The 17,589-nt window shown below is 74.6% G+C and carries 14 protein-coding genes and 1 pseudogene; 10 read left to right on the top strand and 5 right to left on the bottom strand.

Features of this window, described 5'->3' with window-relative positions; translation table 11 throughout:
• The coding region (locus tag RKE29_RS07960; protein WP_312004363.1) for a phosphatase PAP2 family protein at positions 1-801 on the bottom strand (801 nt) is incomplete at its 3' end.
• A gap of 247 nt (positions 802-1,048) precedes the next feature.
• On the bottom strand, positions 1,049-1,780 hold the full coding sequence (locus RKE29_RS07955) for an IclR family transcriptional regulator (RefSeq protein WP_312004362.1): 732 nt from the start codon (positions 1,778-1,780) through the stop codon (positions 1,049-1,051).
• 290 nt (positions 1,781-2,070) lie between these two features.
• Here RKE29_RS07955 and RKE29_RS07950 point away from each other — a divergent pair, with 290 nt between their 5' ends.
• The 6 genes from RKE29_RS07950 to RKE29_RS07925 all read left to right on the top strand — a co-directional run bounded on the left by RKE29_RS07950 (position 2,071) and on the right by RKE29_RS07925 (position 10,995).
• A complete protein-coding gene (locus RKE29_RS07950; protein ID WP_312004361.1) occupies positions 2,071-3,951 on the top strand; it encodes a Hint domain-containing protein in 1,881 nt (626 codons plus the stop codon).
• Between the two features lie 60 nt (positions 3,952-4,011).
• On the top strand, positions 4,012-4,977 hold the full coding sequence (locus RKE29_RS07945; protein ID WP_312004360.1) for an LLM class F420-dependent oxidoreductase: 966 nt from the start codon (positions 4,012-4,014) through the stop codon (positions 4,975-4,977).
• A 111-nt stretch (positions 4,978-5,088) separates the two neighbouring features.
• Positions 5,089-5,268, top strand: a complete 180-nt coding sequence (rpmF, locus tag RKE29_RS07940; RefSeq protein ID WP_312004359.1) for a 50S ribosomal protein L32 — start codon at positions 5,089-5,091, stop codon at positions 5,266-5,268.
• Positions 5,265-6,431, top strand: coding sequence for a GTP-binding protein (locus tag RKE29_RS07935; RefSeq protein ID WP_312004358.1), 1,167 nt, complete (start codon positions 5,265-5,267; stop codon positions 6,429-6,431). The genes rpmF and RKE29_RS07935 overlap by 4 nt, the downstream gene beginning before the upstream one ends.
• Positions 6,432-6,580: 149 nt before the next feature.
• Positions 6,581-9,310 carry a hypothetical protein gene (locus RKE29_RS07930; RefSeq protein ID WP_312004357.1) on the top strand — a complete coding sequence of 910 codons (2,730 nt, stop codon included), beginning with the start codon at positions 6,581-6,583 and terminating at the stop codon, positions 9,308-9,310.
• Positions 9,307-10,995, top strand: a complete 1,689-nt coding sequence (locus tag RKE29_RS07925; protein WP_312004356.1) for a phospholipase D-like domain-containing protein — start codon at positions 9,307-9,309, stop codon at positions 10,993-10,995. The genes RKE29_RS07930 and RKE29_RS07925 overlap by 4 nt, the downstream gene beginning before the upstream one ends.
• Before the next feature lie 22 nt (positions 10,996-11,017).
• Here the strand turns inward: RKE29_RS07925 and RKE29_RS07920 are convergent, their stop codons facing one another.
• Positions 11,018-11,608, bottom strand: a complete 591-nt coding sequence (locus RKE29_RS07920; RefSeq protein ID WP_312004366.1) for a sigma-70 family RNA polymerase sigma factor — start codon at positions 11,606-11,608, stop codon at positions 11,018-11,020.
• Positions 11,609-11,808: 200 nt separating this feature from the next.
• The gene (locus RKE29_RS07915; protein ID WP_312004355.1) at positions 11,809-12,294 is read right to left on the bottom strand and encodes an Asp23/Gls24 family envelope stress response protein; all 486 of its coding nucleotides are present in this window, start codon (positions 12,292-12,294) and stop codon (positions 11,809-11,811) included.
• A 183-nt stretch (positions 12,295-12,477) separates the two neighbouring features.
• Between RKE29_RS07915 and RKE29_RS07910 the strand changes: the two genes are divergently transcribed.
• Together RKE29_RS07910 and RKE29_RS07905 are read left to right on the top strand one after the other, a co-directional pair.
• Positions 12,478-12,660 (top strand): hypothetical protein, encoded by a 183-nt coding sequence (locus RKE29_RS07910; RefSeq protein ID WP_312004354.1) that lies wholly within the window; start codon positions 12,478-12,480, stop codon positions 12,658-12,660.
• A gap of 120 nt (positions 12,661-12,780) precedes the next feature.
• Positions 12,781-13,068, top strand: a pseudogene (locus RKE29_RS07905) (hypothetical protein); the annotation flags it as partial.
• A 161-nt stretch (positions 13,069-13,229) separates the two neighbouring features.
• Here the strand turns inward: RKE29_RS07905 and RKE29_RS07900 are convergent.
• Positions 13,230-14,606 (bottom strand): amidohydrolase, encoded by a 1,377-nt coding sequence (locus RKE29_RS07900; RefSeq protein WP_312004353.1) that lies wholly within the window; start codon positions 14,604-14,606, stop codon positions 13,230-13,232.
• A gap of 314 nt (positions 14,607-14,920) precedes the next feature.
• On the opposite strand from RKE29_RS07900, the gene RKE29_RS07895 reads away from it, so the two are divergent.
• Together RKE29_RS07895 and RKE29_RS07890 are read left to right on the top strand one after the other, a co-directional pair.
• Complete coding sequence (locus RKE29_RS07895) at positions 14,921-15,490, top strand: PadR family transcriptional regulator (protein WP_312004352.1); 570 nt, start codon at positions 14,921-14,923, stop codon at positions 15,488-15,490.
• On the top strand, positions 15,487-17,514 hold the full coding sequence (locus RKE29_RS07890) for an NADPH-dependent 2,4-dienoyl-CoA reductase (protein ID WP_312004351.1): 2,028 nt from the start codon (positions 15,487-15,489) through the stop codon (positions 17,512-17,514). Before RKE29_RS07895 ends, RKE29_RS07890 begins: the two co-directional genes overlap by 4 nt.
• Positions 17,515-17,589 lie beyond the last annotated feature (75 nt).

Raw genomic sequence — 17,589 nt, 5'->3', positions numbered from 1 at the left:
GCCGGCGAGGCCCGCGGCCCGCCGTCCCGCGCCGGGCGCCAGGCGCCGCACGGCGGCCTGCGCCCCCGCGCACAGCGCCAGCAGCAGCGCCGCCGCGATCGCGTCGAACCAGAAGTGGTTCGCCGTCACCACCACGACCACCACGGTCAGCACCGGGTGCGCCACGGCCAGCCAGCGCGGCCGCCCCCGCCCCACCCGCACGACCGTCACCGCCACCAGCAGCGCCCACGCCACGTGCACCGACGGCACCGCGGACAGCTCGTCGGCGACCACGCTGCCCGGCCCGCCCCGGTAGACCGACTGCCCGTACCGCACGGCCGTGTCCACGTAGCCCAGCCGGGGCAGCAGCCGTGGCGGGGCCACGGCCACCAGCTGCACCGCCAGGGACGCCGAGGTCACCAGCACCACGGTGGTACGCACCCGGGCGTACGCGGGCCGGTGCCGCCAGAACAGCCAGACCAGGAAGGCGGCCATGACACCGAAGTGCATGACCGCGTAGTACCAGTTCGCCGTCTGGACCAGCCACGGGTACGGCAGCACCGCCCGCTGCCAGCCCGCCTCGTCCGGCAGCCCCGCCGCGCGCTGGACCCGGTGGATCCACAGGGCCCGGTCCGTCGCGGCGGCCCGGTGGCCCGCCGCCATACGCGTGGGCATCTGCCACACCAGGAACACCGCGGAGGCGATGCCCGCCTCCCGCAGCACCACCGGCACCAGCGGGTGCCGCCGGCGCAGACCCGGCACGCCCGGCAGGCCCGCCGCCATGAGGACCAGGGCGGCGGCGGAGGCGAGGAACCAGGTCACGGTCGTCCTCCCGCGCGCCGGCAGCGCCGCCCGCCGTTCCCGGACAGCCCCTGGGCCCTCCAGGTGAGGCCGCCGGCGACTCGGCATCGGATAGCCGCGGGAGCGCGGGTGAAACACCGGACACCGCGGGGCGGCCGGCCGGGACGCGGCCCCGCCGCCACCCGCAGACCCGCCGCCCGGGGGCCCGCGCGGGGCCGGCCGCCCCTTCAGAGGCTCGCGGCCCCGAGGCCGGGCGCCCGCCCGCGCCTCACCAGCCGCGCAGCGCCGCGGTCACGGCCTTCCCTATGGGCACGAGCTGCTCCGTCACCCGCCGCAGCGGCCGCGCGGGGTCGACGAGCACGGACAGGGACGCCACCACCCCGCGCGGCCCGAACAGCGGCACGGCCACGCACGCCACCCCCTCGACCAGCTCCTGCCGGTCGAGGGCCGCGCCCAGGTCCCGGATCGCGTCCGCCTCCCGGCGCCAGGCGGCGGGCTGCGGGTCCAGCGGGAGGTCGGGGGACATGTGCGCCACGATGGCCTTGCCCGCCGCCGTCACCCACGGCCAGGTGGCGCCCGGCCGCAGCGGCACCAGCTCGTTCACCTCACCGGGGATTCCGGCGACGGCCAGCGTCTGCCCCTCGCGCAGCACGCACAGCCCGACGCTCGCGCCGGTGGTCCGCGCCAGGTGGCGCACCGGGCCGCGCGCGGCCCGCAGCAGCGCCGGGTGCGGCGCCCAGTCCTGGCCGAGCCGGAAGACCCGCGGGCCCATCCGGTAGTTCGACCCCGAGCGTTCCAGCGCGCCCAGGGCCACCAGCTGTTCGAGCAGCCGGTGGGTGGTCGTCTTGGGCAGGCCGCTGGTCGCCGACAGGGTGGTCAGCCCCGCTTCCCCCGTGCGCTTCACGGCCTCCAGCAGGGTGAACGCCCCTTCCAGGACCCCCCGGCCGGCCGCGGGCCGCGCCGCCGTCTCCTCCACCGGAACCACTTTCGATTCTGCCACCGGCTGTCTCCCTCGACAGACGAGTTCATCGCCTGATGAAACCACCAGCCCATAAACGAGCGATAAACATTTGCTGGGCGCCCGTCGCCTTTCAGCCCGCCTAGTGTCACCCACATGGGTGAATGGCTCAGGTATCGGGCCGGCGTGACACGCGGATCGGCGCCGGGTGTTCCGGTGAACGGACCGCGGACTTCCCCGATCCGCGGCGCGCGGGCACTGTGGGGGCCGCGGTCCGCATCGGCGCGGACCGCGGGAAACACGGGGCACCACGGGGGTACGGGGGAGCAGAGGTGAGCAAAAGCGGTCCGCAGCGCTATCCGGGCGCGGATACCAGCCGCTGGTACCAGGGCACGTACGGCGGCTCGGCGATGGAGTCAAACGTTGGCGTTATCCATACCACCGAAGGAGTGAACCTTCCGGACTACGGCGGCGGGGCGAGCGCGCCCAACTTCACCGCTCTTCCCGATATCCGGGCGGGAAAGCTGCGCTGGTTCCAGCACTTCGACTTCGACGTGTCCGCACGCGCGCTGGTCAACCGCTCCGGCGGCGTCGAGACCAACACGGCCAACGCCGTCCAGGTCGAGCTGGTCGGCACCTGCGACCCGGACCACCGCGCGAGCTGGGGCCGGCAGAAGGCGGGCACGGACTACCTGTACTGGCCGGACGCGCCCGACTGGGCCCTGGCCGAGCTGGCGAGGTTCGTCCGCTGGGCCCACGACCACCACGGCGTCCGCCTGGAGTCGACCGTCGTGTGGAAGGCCTACCCGGGCAGCTACGGCGCCAACGGCGTCCGCCTGACCGGCGCCCAGTGGGGGGCGTACTACGGCTGGCTCGGCCACCAGCACGTCCCGGAGAACTGCGTCCATCCCGAGACCCCGGTTCTCTGCGCCGACCTGGTGTGGCGCCCGGCGGGGGAGCTCCGGCCCGGCGACGGGATCGTGGCGTTCGACGAGGAGACCGTGCGGGTCGCGGGCGCCAACGGCGGACGGCGCTACCGCAGGGGCGTGGTGACCCGGAACGAGCCGGCGGTGAAGGACTGCTACCGCGTCACCACGACGCAGGGCTCCGTCGTCGCCTCCGCCGACCATCCCTGGCTCGTCCGCCTGCCGTACGTCCACCGCGGCAGCCGCATCGCCTGGGTGGCGAGCCGGGACCTCGACCCGGTCAAACACCGCGTCATCAGCCTCGGGGCCCCCTGGCGGGCGGAGGACACGCGGATCGCCGGATGGCTCGCGGGCGTCCTGGACGCCGACGGCCACGCCTTCGCGGGCGGCCACCACGGGTCGCGGATCGGGTTCGGACAGGTGGACGGCCGGGTCGTGGACCTCTTCCTCGCCGAGTGCGACCGCCGGGGCTGGACGACCAAGGTGATCCGGCGGGACTGGAAGACGCGCAGGACCCGGCCGCCCGGCCGGGAGCCCGAGGACGTCACGGACGTGCGGATCAACGGCGGGTTGTGGGAGAGCTGCCGGATTCTCGGAACCCTCCGCCCCGAGCGGCTGCTGTCCACCGCCGCCGCGATGTGGGAGGGGGCGGTCGTCGGCAAGACCACGGGGGACGTGGCGGTGCTCGGCGTCGAACACCTCGGCGACCAGCCGATCGCCTCCCTCAGCACCGACACCCACACCTACGTCGCGGCCGGGCTGCTGTGCCACAACTCGCACGGCGATCCCGGGGCCCTCGACTTCGCCCGCGTGCTGGAGCACGCCCGCGGCACCACCCGCCCGCACGACCCCACACCACCGGAGGACTCCGACATGCCCCGCTTCCTGTCTCTCGGCGTGACCAAGGAGAGCAAGCTGCGGCCCAAGGAGTGGCAGCACCTGGTCTGGGACACCGAGTTCTCCGACCCGCTGGGGCAGCACGCGGCGGGCGCCGCCGTGTTCGCCACCCGCTGCCAGTACAACGGCGTCGTGCACGTGCGGCTGCGGGACGTCACTCCCGGGGCCCTGGTGCAGGTGCGGCTGGCCGAGGACGACGGGGGGAAGAACACCGTGGTGCGCCACCCGGTGGCCGAGGTCACCGGACGGCAGGGCACGGTCAGTGTGGCCCTGCCGGTCTCCGGCCAGACCGGCGAGGACCGGCACGTCAAGGTCCAGGTGGCGCAGTTCGGGGACGCGCCCGCCACCATCGAGGCGTGCTACCTCAAGGCACAGGTCTGGGCGGCCTGACCCCGCGCGCCCGCCCGGCCCGGGCTGTTTGGCCCGGCCGGGCGGGGTTACCCCAGGGCCATGGCGCAATGGGGTTACACGATGATGACCGAGCAGGCCGGGCCGCGTCAGCTGGTGGAGGACGTGGTCCGCGCCGAGCAGGCCGGGTTCGACTTCTCGGTGAGCTCCGACCACTACTTCCCCTGGCTCGACGCCCAGGGCCACTCCCCGTACGCGTGGAGCGTGCTGGGCGCCGCCGCCCACGCCACCTCCCGCATCCCGCTGATGACCTTCGTCACCTGCCCCACGTTCCGCTACCACCCCGCGGTCGTCGCGCAGAAGGCGGCGACGCTGCACCTGCTGTCCGGCGGCCGGTTCCGCCTGGGGCTCGGCGCGGGGGAGAACCTGAACGAGCACGTGGTGGGCGCCGGGTGGCCTCCGGTCGACGTCCGGCACGAGATGCTCCAGGAGGCCGTCGACATCATCCGCGCGCTGCTGCGCGGCGGCTACGTCAACCACCGCGGCCCGCACTTCGACGTGGAGTCCGCCAAACTGTGGGACGTGCCCGACGAGCCGCCGCCGATCGGCATCGCCGCCTCCGGCCCCCGGTCCTGCGAACTGGCCGGCCGGCTCGGCGACCTGCTGGTCGCCACCGAGCCCGAGGCCGGGCTGGTCCGGGACTTCGAGCGGCACGGCGGGGCCGGCAAGCCGCGCGTCGGCCAGCTGCCGGTGTCCTACGACCCGGACCGCGACACGGCGATCGCCCGGGCGCACGAGCAGTTCCGCTGGTTCGGCGGCGGCTGGAAGGTCAACTCCGAGCTGCCCGGCCCGGCGTCGTTCGCCGCGGCCACCGCCTACGTACGGCCCGAGGACGTCGCCGAGTCCGTGCCCTGCGGCGACGACGTGGACGAGTTCACGGCCAGGCTGCGGCCCTTCGCCGAGGCCGGGTTCACCGAGATCGCGCTTGTCCAGATCGGCGGCGACCAGCAGCGGCCCTTCCTGGACTGGGCGGAGAAGACGCTGCTGCCCGCTCTGAGGGAGCTGTAGCCGTAGCGGCGGGGCGGTCCGGGCAGGGGCGGAGCTAGTTGGCACATGACATTCATTTTCATATACCCTTCGGGGGTTCGGACACCCTGCCCAGACCCCAGGAGGCCCCCCGTGGCCGTGCCCAAGCGCCGCATGTCCCGCAGCAACACCCGCCACCGCCGCGCCCAGTGGAAGGCGGCCCCGCCGCAGCTCGTACCGATCCTCGTGGAGGGCCGCGAGTACCGGGTGCCGCGCCGCCTGGTACGCGCCTACGAGCGCGGGCTGCTGCCGCTGCCGGACGACTCCGCGTGAGCCCCGCCCCGCCGGCCCGCCGCCTGCCCGTGACCGTCCTGTCCGGATTCCTCGGCGCGGGCAAGACCACCCTCCTCAACCACGTGCTGCACAACCGCCAGGGGCTGCGCGTCGCCGTGATCGTCAACGACATGAGCGAGGTCAACATCGACGCCGCCCTGGTGCGCGGCGGGGGAGCGGCCCTGTCGCGCACCGAGGAGCGGCTGGTGGAGATGACCAACGGCTGCATCTGCTGCACGCTGCGCGACGACCTGCTCCACGAGGTGGACCGGCTCGCCCGCGAGGGCCGGTTCGACTACCTGCTCATCGAGTCCAGCGGCATCTCCGAGCCCATGCCGGTGGCCGCCACCTTCGCCTTCGCCCGCGACGACGGCGCCACCCTGGCGGACGTGGCGGCCCTGGACACCATGGTCACCGTGGTCGACGCCGCCGCCTTCCTGCCCGAGCTGGCCGGCGGCGACGAACTGGCGGCGCGCGAGCTGGACCAGTACGAGGACGACGAGCGCACCGTCAGCGACCTCCTGATCGACCAGGTCGAGTTCGCCGACGTCCTGGTGCTCAACAAGCTCGACCTCGTCGGCGAGCAGGAGGCGGCCCGGCTCGCCGCGGCCCTGGCCCGGCTCAACCCCGCCGCCCGCGTGGTGCCCGTACGGCACGGCCGGGTCGACCCGGCCGACGTGCTGGGCACCGGCCGCTTCGACCTGGAGCGCGCCCGGCAGGCCCCCGGCTGGGTCGCCGAACTCAACGGCGACCACGTGCCCGAGACCGAGGAGTACGGCATCTCCAGCGTCGTCTTCCGCGCCGCCCGCCCCTTCCACCCCGAGCGGCTGTGGCGGCTGGTGACCGAAGGGCTCGACAGCGGCGCGTACGGCGCCGTCCTGCGCTCCAAGGGCTTCTTCCGGCTGGCCACCCGGCCGCGGGTCACCGGGCTGTGGTCCCAGGCCGGGAGCGTGGCGCGGTTCGAGCCGGCCGGCGTCCGCGCCGACGGCGGCGGCCACGCGCAGGAGCTGGTCTTCATCGGCACGTCACTGCGCGGCGAGGCCCTGCGCGGCGCCCTGGCCGGCTGCCTGCTCGGCGAGGACGAGCCGGCCGGCGCGCTGCGCGACCCGTTTCCCGCCTGGCAGGCCCACGGCCCCGGCGACGCCCACGACCACCCCCACTGAGGCGACGCCACGACCACCCCCGCCGGTCGGCCAAGCCCGGTCCGCTGACCGGGACGCCGCGCGACAGCGGCCCCGGCGCTCCGTCAGGCTCTGCTACGCACAGGAGAAGCGCCTGGAGACGGCGCCGGGCGGCAACGGGGGCGTGGCACATGACGGTGACGGTGACGTTCGCGGGGAGGACACCGCTCGACGACACGGGTACGGGCACCTGGTACCAGCTGTGGTCCTACACGGTGCAGCCCGGCGGCCCGGTGGACCTGCGCCCCGGCCAGCGGGTGGCGCTGGCCCTGCCGGCGGACGTGGACGTGCGCGACCCGCGCCTGTTCCCCGACGTGCCCGCCCTGGCCGGCACGTTCGTCGAGACCGACAGCGGCATCAGCCGCCAGTACGTGGGCCGGACCGCCACCGGCACCGGCGCCCTGACGATCTCCTTCGTGGCGCCGCCGGCCCAGACCGACCGGGAGCTGTTCCTCGTCACGCAGACCCCCGGGCGGCCGTGGGCGATCACGCCGTTCGCCACCAGCGCCGGCGGCAGCGCGGAGAACTTCCACACCCTGCCCGCGCCCGTGCCCGCCCCGCGCGGCGCCGGCCGGCCGCCCGCCGACTTCGCCGGCACCCTGCCGTACGCGAGCGAGGTCTTCGGCATCTACCAGCCGCTGCCCGGCTGGCTGGGCTACTCCGGCGCCAGCCGGCTGGCCGCGGCCCGCGGCGAGCGGCTGGGCCGCGAGGCGTTCACCGGCCCCGCCGCCCGGGCACTGGACGTCCCGGCGCTGGGGGCGTCGGCGCTGCCGCAGCCGCCCACCGAGGGCATCCTGTCGCCGGTCGGCCTGGTGAACCTCTTCCGCGAGTACTTCTTCGAGTTCGACACCTTCCTCGGCCCGCCCGTCGGCCACCTGTGGCTGAGCCCGGGCGGCACCGTGGAGGTCGTGGAGACCGCCACCCGGCGCACCCTGACCGAGCGGACGGCCGAGCAGTCCGAGGAGACGATCCGCAGGACCGAGGAGAGCCTCACCGACCAGAACGACGTGGCGGACGCGGTCAAGGAGTCCAACGCCAACGAGACCTCCCTCGGCGTCACCGCGAACGCCGGGGCCAACTACGTCGGCATCGCCCACGCCGACGTGAGCACCAGCTACAGCACCAAGAACACCACCAACAAGTCCTCGGAGCTGACGCACAAGCACACCCGCACCCAGAGCTCGAAGGTCAGCAGCGAGATCCACCGCAACTTCAAGACGACCTTCAGGACGGTCACCGAGACCACCGACACCTCCAGCCGCCGCTACGTGGTGCAGAACACCACCGCGAAGCTGGTCAACTACGAGCTGCGCCGCAAGATGCGCAAGGTCGGCATCCAGCTCCAGCACATCGGCAACCAGATGAGCTGGCAGGTCTTCGTCGACGACCCCGGCAAGGGCCTGGGCCTGGGCGAACTGGTCAACGTGGTGCCCGCGCCCGACCTCACCGCGCTGAAGAAGCCCGAGCCGCCCGAGACGCTGACCCGCACGCAGACCGACTACACCGACATCTACCCCGTCAAGCAGCACCGCACCAGCACCAACGGCCCCCATCTGGACCAGGACTGGACCTACCAGGACGGCCAGGACCGGCTGTGGCGCGGCGAGGAGGACGAGTACCTGGAAGCCCACTTCGACTACCAGGCGATCCCGCCCGGCCCGGGCTACACCCTCAGCAAGACCATCCAGAACCCCATCCGGCTGGTCGACGCCAAGGCGAGCAGCGGCGGCGGCACCAAGTTCCTCGCCGAGTACGAGGTGCTGGACCACGAGGCCGCCCGCTTCCGCGTCAACTGCAAGCTGGTCAACTTCGCGAGCGGCAACTACGTCAGCCTCCACCTGCTCGTCTACTGGGACCCGCCCGCGGTCAATCCCGCCCAGGACGCGTACGACAAGGCCCTGGCCGCCTACGAGAAGGAGGTGGCCCAGCTCCAGCGGACCGCCTACGCGGCCGCCGTCAAGGAGCGGCTGGAGCTGGTCAGCTCGGTGCGCCCGCGGCCCGCGGGCGACCTGCGCCAGGAGGAGCGGCACGCGGTCTTCGCCAGCCTGGTCACCCAGCTCGACCTGTTCCACGGCGCCGAGCCGCAGCTGGCCTCCGAGCTGATCCGGCAGTTGTTCGACGTCGACCAGATGCTGTACTTCGTCGCGCCCGACTTCTGGCGGCCGCGTACCACGCCCGTCGGAGAGAGGTCCCTGGGCCGCTACCCGGTGCCGCCGCACGACTGGAACAGCACCTCGGCCGACCCGGTGGCCGGCGACACCGTGGCGAGCTGGTACTCCCACACCAGCGCCAACAACCCGCCGCACGCCACCGACCCGGGCCCGCCCGACCCGGACCGGCCGCCGCGGCCCGCCGTCGTGCCCGAGTGGCGCATCGACTACCTGATCACCGAGAACACCCCGCCCGCGCCCATGGGCAGCTCCCTGGGCTGGCTCGTGCAGTCCGACGGCGACGCCCGGCGCAACGAGTTCCTGAACTCCTCCTGGGTGAAGGCCGTCCTGCCCATCCAGCCCGGCCACGAGCTGGAGGCCCTCGGCTGGCTGACGGGCGCCCACGTGGAGGGCGAGGCGGCGCTCGGCAAGGACTACATGTGGCAGACGGGCGACCCGGACGACTACCGCGGCAAGACCATCGGCGAGGTGCTCGAACTGCTCGCCGAGGAACTCCAGAAGGCGAACACCGACATCCGCAACACGCTCAGGAGCGAGAAGGTGTTCGAGACCGGTTTCGACCCGCTCGCCGGCGGGTTCCGCCCCGCCGAGCCGTACCAGGTCTTCGACCAGTGGGTGGAGGTCCTGCCCACCGACCAGGTGGTGGCCGTCGAGGTCGAGTACGACCCGAAGACCGGGCAGCAGAAGTGAGCCCGCCCGGGCCGCCCGCGGGCCGGCCGGGCGGCGTGGTCCCGCCCGCGGCCCCCGTCCCGCCGGCGCCTCCCGCCGCGCCCGCGCCGGCGGGCACCCGGCCCGCCCCGGACTGCACCAAGGACGCCGCCGAGCTGGCCAAGCTCCCGCGCTCCCGGCAGCGGCCGCTGCGCGGCACGGCCCGCTCCGGCGGCCGCTGGCCCGCCACCGGCGGCAACCAGGTGGTCGGCTACACCACGGGGCGCTGCTGCTTCAACGACATCGCCGCCGCCATCGACACCGCCACCCAGCCCGCCCACCGCGTCTACCTCGCCGGCTGGTGGATCAGCCCGGACACCTGGCTGCGCGACCCGCCGGCCCCGCCGGCCAAGACCCCGTACCTGCTCTCGGACGTCCTACGCGGCAGCCCCGCGCAGATCAGGTCCCTCACCTGGCGGCCGCCGGTCGTCTTCGGCGCCATCCCGGACAACAAGCCGTGGGTGGACTTCGTCAACGGCCTGCCGAACGGCGCCGCGATCGGCGACGGCAAGCTGCCGGGCCCCCGCACCGACGGCACCGGCGGGCTGCTGCAGGGGGTGCACCACCAGAAGATCGTGGTCGTGGTCGGCTACCGGGGCACGATCGCCTTCCTGGGCGGCATGGACCTGAACAACACCCGCATCTCCAACCAGGGCGTCGAGCCCCTGCACGACGTCCACCTGCGGCTGACCGGCCCGGCCGCCGCCCGGGTGCTGGAGACCTTCAAGGAGCGGTGGACCGACCACCCCGACGCCCCGGCCCTGGAGGCGGCCAGGTTCGGCGCGGGCCGCGGCGACCCGTTCCGCGGCGCCTTCCCCGACCCGGTGCCGCAGGCCGACGCGCGCGTGCCCACCGTCACGCTGCCGCCCGGCGCCCGGCGCCAGGACCGCGTCGTACGCGTCGGACGCACCTACGCCGATCTGCGCAGGTTCCAGGGCAGCGCGCCGTACGCCTTCGCACCCGGCGGCGAGCACACCGCGCTCGACATGCTGGTCGACGGCATCCGCACGGCGCGCGAGACGATCTACGTCGAGGACCAGTACCTCTCCAGTGCGATCGTCCGGGCCGAGCTGGTGAAGAAGCTGGCCGAACCGGGCTTCCGGCAGCTGCTGCTGCTCGTCTGCAACTCCGACGCCATCGCCACGGCCGAGTTCGGCTTCCTGCGCATCTTCCGCAACGAGTTCCGGCGCGACCTGCTGGCGGCCGACCCGGGCAAGAGCCGGTGGGGGATGTACGCGCTCAAGCCCTGCCCGGATCCGGTGCGGCGGTGGTTCGCCGGCGAGTACGTGCACTCCAAGACCTGGATCTTCGACGACGAGTACGCCATCGTCGGCTCGGCCAACTGCACCGACCGCAGCTACACCTTCGACTCCGAGATCACGGCGGGCGTCGGCGAGAGCGGCTTCGTGCCCCCGGGACCCGACGCCTTCGCGGGGGCGCTGCGGGTGAGCCTGTGGCACAAGCACCTCGGCGTGCCGCACAACCTGGTGCGCGACTGGACGGCCGGCCTGAAGGTCTGGCGCAAGCCGCCGCCCTCCGCGATGATCTTCGACGCGTCGGCCCTGGAGACCGACCCCACCCTCGGCGTCGCCTTCCCGCAGGACGCCGGCCAGACCGAGGCGGTGCGCCGGGGACGGGAGTTCTACGACACCGACGGCCTGCACTGACTCCGGGCCGGCTGCCGCCGGCTCACCGCCAGGTGCCCATCGCCTCGGTGAGCTGGCGGCGGGCCCGGAAGATCCTGCCGCGCACGGCCTGCACGCCGATGCCGACGGCCGCGGCGATGTCCTCGTACGACAGGCCGTGCAGCTCGCGCAGCACCCAGCAGGCGCGCTGCTCGGGCGTCAGGCCCGCCAGCGCGGCGACCAGCGCGTGCACCGAGGCCGCGGACTCCGCCGCCCGTACCGGCGACGACTGGTGCTCGGGGGCGACGGGCTCGGGCACCGACTCCAGCGGTTGGGTGCGCGGCCGGGAGCGCAGCGCGTTCAGACACCGGTTGGTGACGATCCGGTACATCCAGCTGCCGAACGCGGCCTCGCCCCGGAACTCCGGCAGCCGCCGCCACGCGCTGACGAACGCCTCCTGCACCGCGTCCTCCGCCTCCGCGGCGCTGCCCAGCAGCCGGCCCGCGAGCTGGAGCAGCACGGCGTGGTGCCGCCGCACCAGGACCTCGAACGCCGCGTCGTCACCCGCGGCCGCGCGCAGGGCCAGCACGTCGTCGGGAGTGCGCGCGGCGGCGCGCGGCGCGGCAGGCCGGACGCCGCCGCACCCGTACGGCAGCGCCGACGGGCCCGCCGGGTCGTCCCGCACCGCCGGCGGGCCCGGAGCCGGCGGTGCGGCCGCGGCGGATATCTCGGTTGTCAACGTCCTGCTGGTTCCCCTGCCTGCGTACTCCCGGCGAGGCCGGGGCCGGGCCCGCGCCGGAGCGCCGCGGCCCGGCCGCCGCTCGCCTGCCGCGCCCCGCGGGGGCGCGGCCTGCGCTACTGCACCCGCCCCTCCGGCTCGTCGTCCTCGTCGTCCGGCAGCCGCACGTCGATAACGGAGATGTTGACCTCGACGACCTCCAGCGCGGTCATGCGCTCCACCGCGCCGATCACGCTCTCCCGGATGTCGACGGCGACGTCCGCGATCGGCACGCCGTACTCCACCACGATGTCGAGGTCGACGGCGGTCTGCCGCTCGCCCACCTCGACCTTCACGCCCCGGGTGACGTTCGGACGGCTGCCGGGCACCCGGTCGCGCACCGCGCCCAGGGTGCGCGCCAGGCTGCCGCCGAGGGCGTGCACGCCGGGCACCTCCCGCGCGGCCATGCCGGCGATCTTCTCGACCACCGAGTCGGCGATCGTGGTCCTGCCCCGCTCGGCGGGCGGGCGCAGGCTCTCGCCGCGCGCCGCGCTCCCCGGCTGCTTGGGGTCGCCGGCCGCGGTCTTGGAGGGGGCGGTGGAGGATGTGGTCTCGGTCGGCACGCGAGTCTCCTTGTTCGCACGTGGCCCTGGGGCCCTGTCAGAGGTTAGGACACCCCGCTCCGGGAAGTGTCACGCGTGGGTTTCCGGCCGGACTTCTGCCCGGTTGGCGCGTGACGAATCCCCGCGCGCCGGGTCCAAGAGCATGCCAGAAGTGTGGTCTCATCGCGGGAAAGGAAAGGTTGCGTGCAGATGGCTGTGGTCGGTCTTGCGGCGGGGATGGCGCTGGGCTTCGCCGCCTACTTCGGAGGGTTCGGAGCCTTCCTGCTGGTGGCGGCGCTGGGCGCCGTCGGGTTCGTGGCGGGCAGGTTCCTGGACGGCGACCTGGAGTTCGGCGAGCTGTTCCGCGGCCGCGACCGGCGCCGCTGATGGCCGCGGCAGTCACCCCGGGCCCGGTGCCGGCCGCCGGGCGCGGCGCCCTGCGGATCGCCGACCGGGTGGTCACCAAGATCGCCGCCCGGGCGGCGCGGGAGGCGCTNGCGCGGCGCCCTGCGGATCGCCGACCGGGTGGTCACCAAGATCGCCACCCGGGCGGCGCGGGAGGCGCTGGCCGGCGCGCCCGGGGCGTCCCCGGCGCCCGCGGCGCGGGTGCCGCGCGCGGCGGTGAGCGTGCGCCGTGACGCCGCGCGGGTGCGGCTGTCGCTGGAGCTGGGCTATCCGGCCGACATCGGCCGCGCCTGCGGGGCCGTGCGCGGCCACGTCGCCGCCCGGGTGCGGCAGCTGACCGGCCTGGCGGTGCCGGAGGTCGCCATCGAGGTGGCGCGCCTGCACCCGGCGGTGGACGGCGGCCCGGACCCGGACGCCGGGAGCGGCGGCGCGACGGACCGCGGGACCGGGACCGCGGGGGAGACCGGCGAGACCGCCGGGGACGCGGCGGACGACGGGGACGCGGCGTACCCGGCGAAAGGCGGCGCGGACCGCGGGCGCGGGGCGCTGACCTACCCGTCGTAGCTCTGGATGCGCCGGCCGTGGGCCCGGTCGGTCAGCGCGGGCAGGCGGGCGGCCAGTTCGGCGGCGATCCCCGGTACGTCGAACGTCAGCAGGCGCCGGTCCCGCATGAGGATCCGGCCGTCCACGATCGTGGTCACCACGTCGGCGGCGCGCGCGCTGTGCACCAGCGTCGCGGCCAGGTCGTGCACCGGCTGGGTGTGCGGCCCGGTGAGGTCCACCAGGATCAGGTCGGCGCGGTGGCCCGGCGTGAGCGCGCCCACCCGTCCGGCCAGGCCGACCGCGCGGGCGCTGTGCGTGGTGGCGTGCGCGAGTGCCTGGCGGGCCGTCAGCCACCTCGGGTCGCGCTCGGCCGACTTCTGGACCAGCGCGGTCAGCGCCATGCTCTCCCACACGTCCAGGGAGTTGTTCGACGCCGCCCCGTCCGTGGCCAGGCCCACCGCGACCCCGGCCGCGCTCAGCGCCCGTACCGGCGTGGTGTCCCAGCCGAACTTCAGGTAGCCCCGGGGTGCGGTGGCCACCCCGACCCGGCCGGTGGCCCGCCCGAGCAGCGCCACGTCGTCGTCGGTGATCCCGGTGCCGTGGGCGATGAGCACGTCCACGTCCAGGAGACCGCCGCGGCGCAGCGCCTCGACGGGCGTGCGGCCGTGCCGGGCCAGGCTGGCCTCGGTCTGCTCCCGGTTCTCGGCGGCGTGGATGTGCACGGGCAGGCCGTGGTCGCGGGCCAGGTCCGCGGTCGCGGCGAGGTCGGCGTCGTCGACGGTGTACGGCGCGTGGGGCGCCAGGGACGTGGTGATCCGCCCGCCCGCCGCACCCCGCCAGCGCAGCGCGAACTCCAGGGAGCGCTCCCGGCCGGCCGGCCCCTGGGAGGAGAAGAACGCCCAGCCGAGGTCGGCCCGCAGGCCGCAGTCCGCGACGACCGCGGCCACCCGGTCCATCAGGAAGTAGTGGTCGGCGAAGCAGGTGACCCCGCCGCGGATCATCTCCGCGCACGCCAGCATCGCGCCCAGCTCCACGTCGCGCTCGGTGAGGTTGGTCTCGATGGGCCAGATCCAGTCATTGAACCACTCCTCGACCGGCAGCTCCTCCGCGACGCCCCGCAGGGCCGTCATCGGCGCGTGCGTGTGGCAGTTGATCAGGCCGGGCATGGCGACCTGGCCGCGCGCGTCGACGCGCTCGGCGGCGGGCAGGCCCGCCGCGTCGGCGGCGGAGGTGACCGCGTCGATGACGCCGCCGCGCACCACCACGGCCGCGTCCTCGGTGAAGCCGATCCCGCCGTCCTCGCCGTGCACCAGCGCGGTGCAGCCCGTGACGACGAGGTCGGCCGGCTCCGGCCCGCCCGGGCCCGGCGGCGCGGCATCCGGCATGGCGTCCCCCTCCGCTCGTGCCGCCCCGGCCGCGCGGCGGCCGGAGGCGGACCTGACGCGGCCAGCCTAAAGGCTGTCCCGTAATCCCTGGTGGATCAGCGAGCGGCGTCAGATGCGGTCCATCGCAAGGCGGCGATGCGTCCGAATAGTGGTTCTCTTCGGACGTTTCGCCAACGCCGCGAGTGGCCGTAGCCGGCGTCGGGAGCCCGCCGGGGGTTACGGGACAGCCTTTAGCGGCGGCCGGACGCCCGCCCGCGGTCCGGAGATCTATGCAACCCGTTGCAGTGCACCTTGTTGCATAGTAGGTTCCAGACATGGCTTTGGAGCACGCGATCCTGGTGTCACTACAGGAGCGCTCGGGGTCCGGCTACGAGCTGGCCCGGCGCTTCGACAAGTCCTTCGCGTACTTCTGGGCCGCCAGCCACCAGCAGATCTACCGCACGCTCAAGCGGATGGTGGACCTGGGCTGGGTGGGCTGCGAGTCCGTCCCGCAGGAGGACCGCCCGGACAAGAAGGTCTACCGGGCCACCGGCGAGGGGCGGGCCGAGCTGGCGCGGTGGATCGCCGAACCGGCCGAGCCCTCCGCCCAGCGCAACGACCTGGCGGTGAAGATCCGGGGCGCCTCCTACGGCGACCCGGGCGAGGTGGTCGCCGAGGTCGCCCGCCACCGGGCGCACCACGCCGAGCGGCTGGCCGTGTACCGGGAGATCGAGCGGCGGGACTTCCCCCGCGCCGACGGCCTCACCGGGCAGCGCCTGCACCAGTACCTGGTGCTGCGCGGCGGCATCCTCATGCAGCAGGGCCTGGTGGGCTGGTGTGACGAACTCCTGGAATCCCTGCGCCGCGAGCATCCTCGCGGCGCTGACGAAAGCGGCCGCCCATGACCGAATTCCCGCACCTCCTCAGCCCCCTGGACCTCGGTTTCACCAGCCTGCGCAACCGGGTGATCATGGGCTCGATGCACACCGGCCTGGAGGACCGGGCCAGGGACTTCCCCCGGCTGGCCGCGTACTTCGCCGAACGGGCGCGCGGCGGCGTCGGCCTGATCGTCACGGGCGGCTTCGCACCCAACCGCACCGGCTGGCTCTACCCGCTGGCCTCCAAGCTGACCACCGCGGCCGAGGCGCGCCGGCACCGGCTGATCACCCAGGCGGTGCACGACGAGGGCGGCCGGATCGTCCTGCAACTGCTGCACGCCGGCCGGTACGCCTACCATCCCTGGTCGGCGTCGGCCTCGGCGGTCAAGGCCCCGATCAACCCGTTCCGGCCGCGCGCCCTGTCCGACCGGGGAGTGCTCGCCCAGATCGCGGCGTTCGCCCGCGCGGCGGCCCTGGCCCGGGAGGCGGGGTACGACGGAGTGGAGATCATGGGTTCGGAGGGCTACCTGATCAACCAGTTCCTCGCGCCCCGGACCAACCGCCGCACCGACCGCTGGGGCGGGTCGCCGGAGAACCGGCGCCGGTTCGCGGTGGAGGTGGTGCGCCGGGTGCGGGAGGCCGCCGGCGACGACTTCATCGTCATGTACCGGCTGTCGGCCCTGGACCTGGTCGAGGACGGGCAGACCTGGCAGGAGACCGTCGACCTCGCCCAGGCGGTGGAGGCCGCGGGCACCACCCTGATCAACACCGGCATCGGCTGGCACGAGGCGCGCGTGCCCACCATCGTCACCTCCGTCCCCCGGGCGGCGTTCACCGACGTCACCGCGGGCCTGCGCGGCCACGTCGGCATCCCGGTGGCCGCCGCCAACCGCATCAGCCTGCCCCAGGTCGCCGAGGACGTGCTCGCCCGGGGCGACGCCGACCTGGTCTCCATGGCCCGCCCGCTGCTGGCCGACCCGGAGTGGGTGGCCAAGGCCGCCGCCGGCCGCGGCGACGAGATCAACCCCTGCATCGCCTGCAACCAGGCCTGCCTGGACCACACGTTCTCCCGCAAGACCGCCACCTGCATGGTCAACCCCCGGGCGCTGAACGAGACGCGGCTGACCCTGCTGCCGGTGCGGCGCGCGAAGGCGGTCGCCGTGGCCGGCGCCGGACCGGCGGGGCTCGCCGCGGCCGTGGGCCTGGCCGCCCGCGGCCACCACGTCGACCTGTTCGAGGCCGAGGAGGAGATCGGCGGACAGTTCGGCATCGCCCGCCGCATCCCCGGCAAGGAGGAGTTCGCCGAGACCATCCGCTACTACCGGCGGCAGATCGAGCTGACCGGCGTCACGCTGCACCTGGCCACCCGGGCCGACGCCGCCCGCCTCGCCGAGGGCGGGTACGACGAGGTCGTCCTCGCCACCGGCGTCGTCCCGCGCGTGCCGGCCATTCCCGGCATCGACCACCCCTCGGTGCTGTCGTACGCGGACGTCGTCCGCGGCGGCGCGCCGGTCGGCGAGCGGGTCGCGGTCATCGGGGCCGGCGGCATCGGCGTCGACGTCAGCGTGTTCCTCACCCAGCGGGAGTCCACCGCGCTCGACCTCGCGGCGTGGCGGGCCGAATGGGGCGTCACCGACCCGCGGGCCGCGCGCGGCGGCGTCACCCGGCCCGCCCCCGCCCCCTCGCCGCGGCAGGTGTACCTGCTCCAGCGCAAGGCGTCCCGGATCGGGCAGGGGCTCGGCAAGACCACCGGCTGGGTGCACCGCGCCGCGCTGAAGGCGAAGGGCGTGGAGCAGATCACCGGGGTCGCCTACGAGCGGATCGACGACGAGGGCCTGCACATCGCCTACGGTCCCGGGCACCGGCAGCGCCGGGTCGTCGCCGTGGACACCGTGGTGGTCTGCGCCGGGCAGGAGCCGGTGCGCGACCTCGTCGGCGGCCTGACGGCCCGGGGCGTGACCGCGCACGTCATCGGCGGCGCGGAGGTGGCCGCCGAGTTGGACGCCAAGCGCGCCATCGACCAGGGCACGCGCCTGGCCGCGGCCCTGTAGGCGCCGGCCCGGCCGGGCGTACGGGGCCCGGCGGACCCGTACGGGGCCCCGGCGTCCCGTACGGGTCCGGCCGGG

It is taken from the genome of Streptomyces sp. B1866 (assembly GCF_031932565.1).
In the GTDB taxonomy this organism is placed as follows: Bacteria; Actinomycetota; Actinomycetes; order Streptomycetales; family Streptomycetaceae; genus Streptomyces.
The sequence above is the reverse complement of the archived record's forward strand: the minus strand, read 5'-3'. Positions and strand labels throughout refer to the sequence as shown.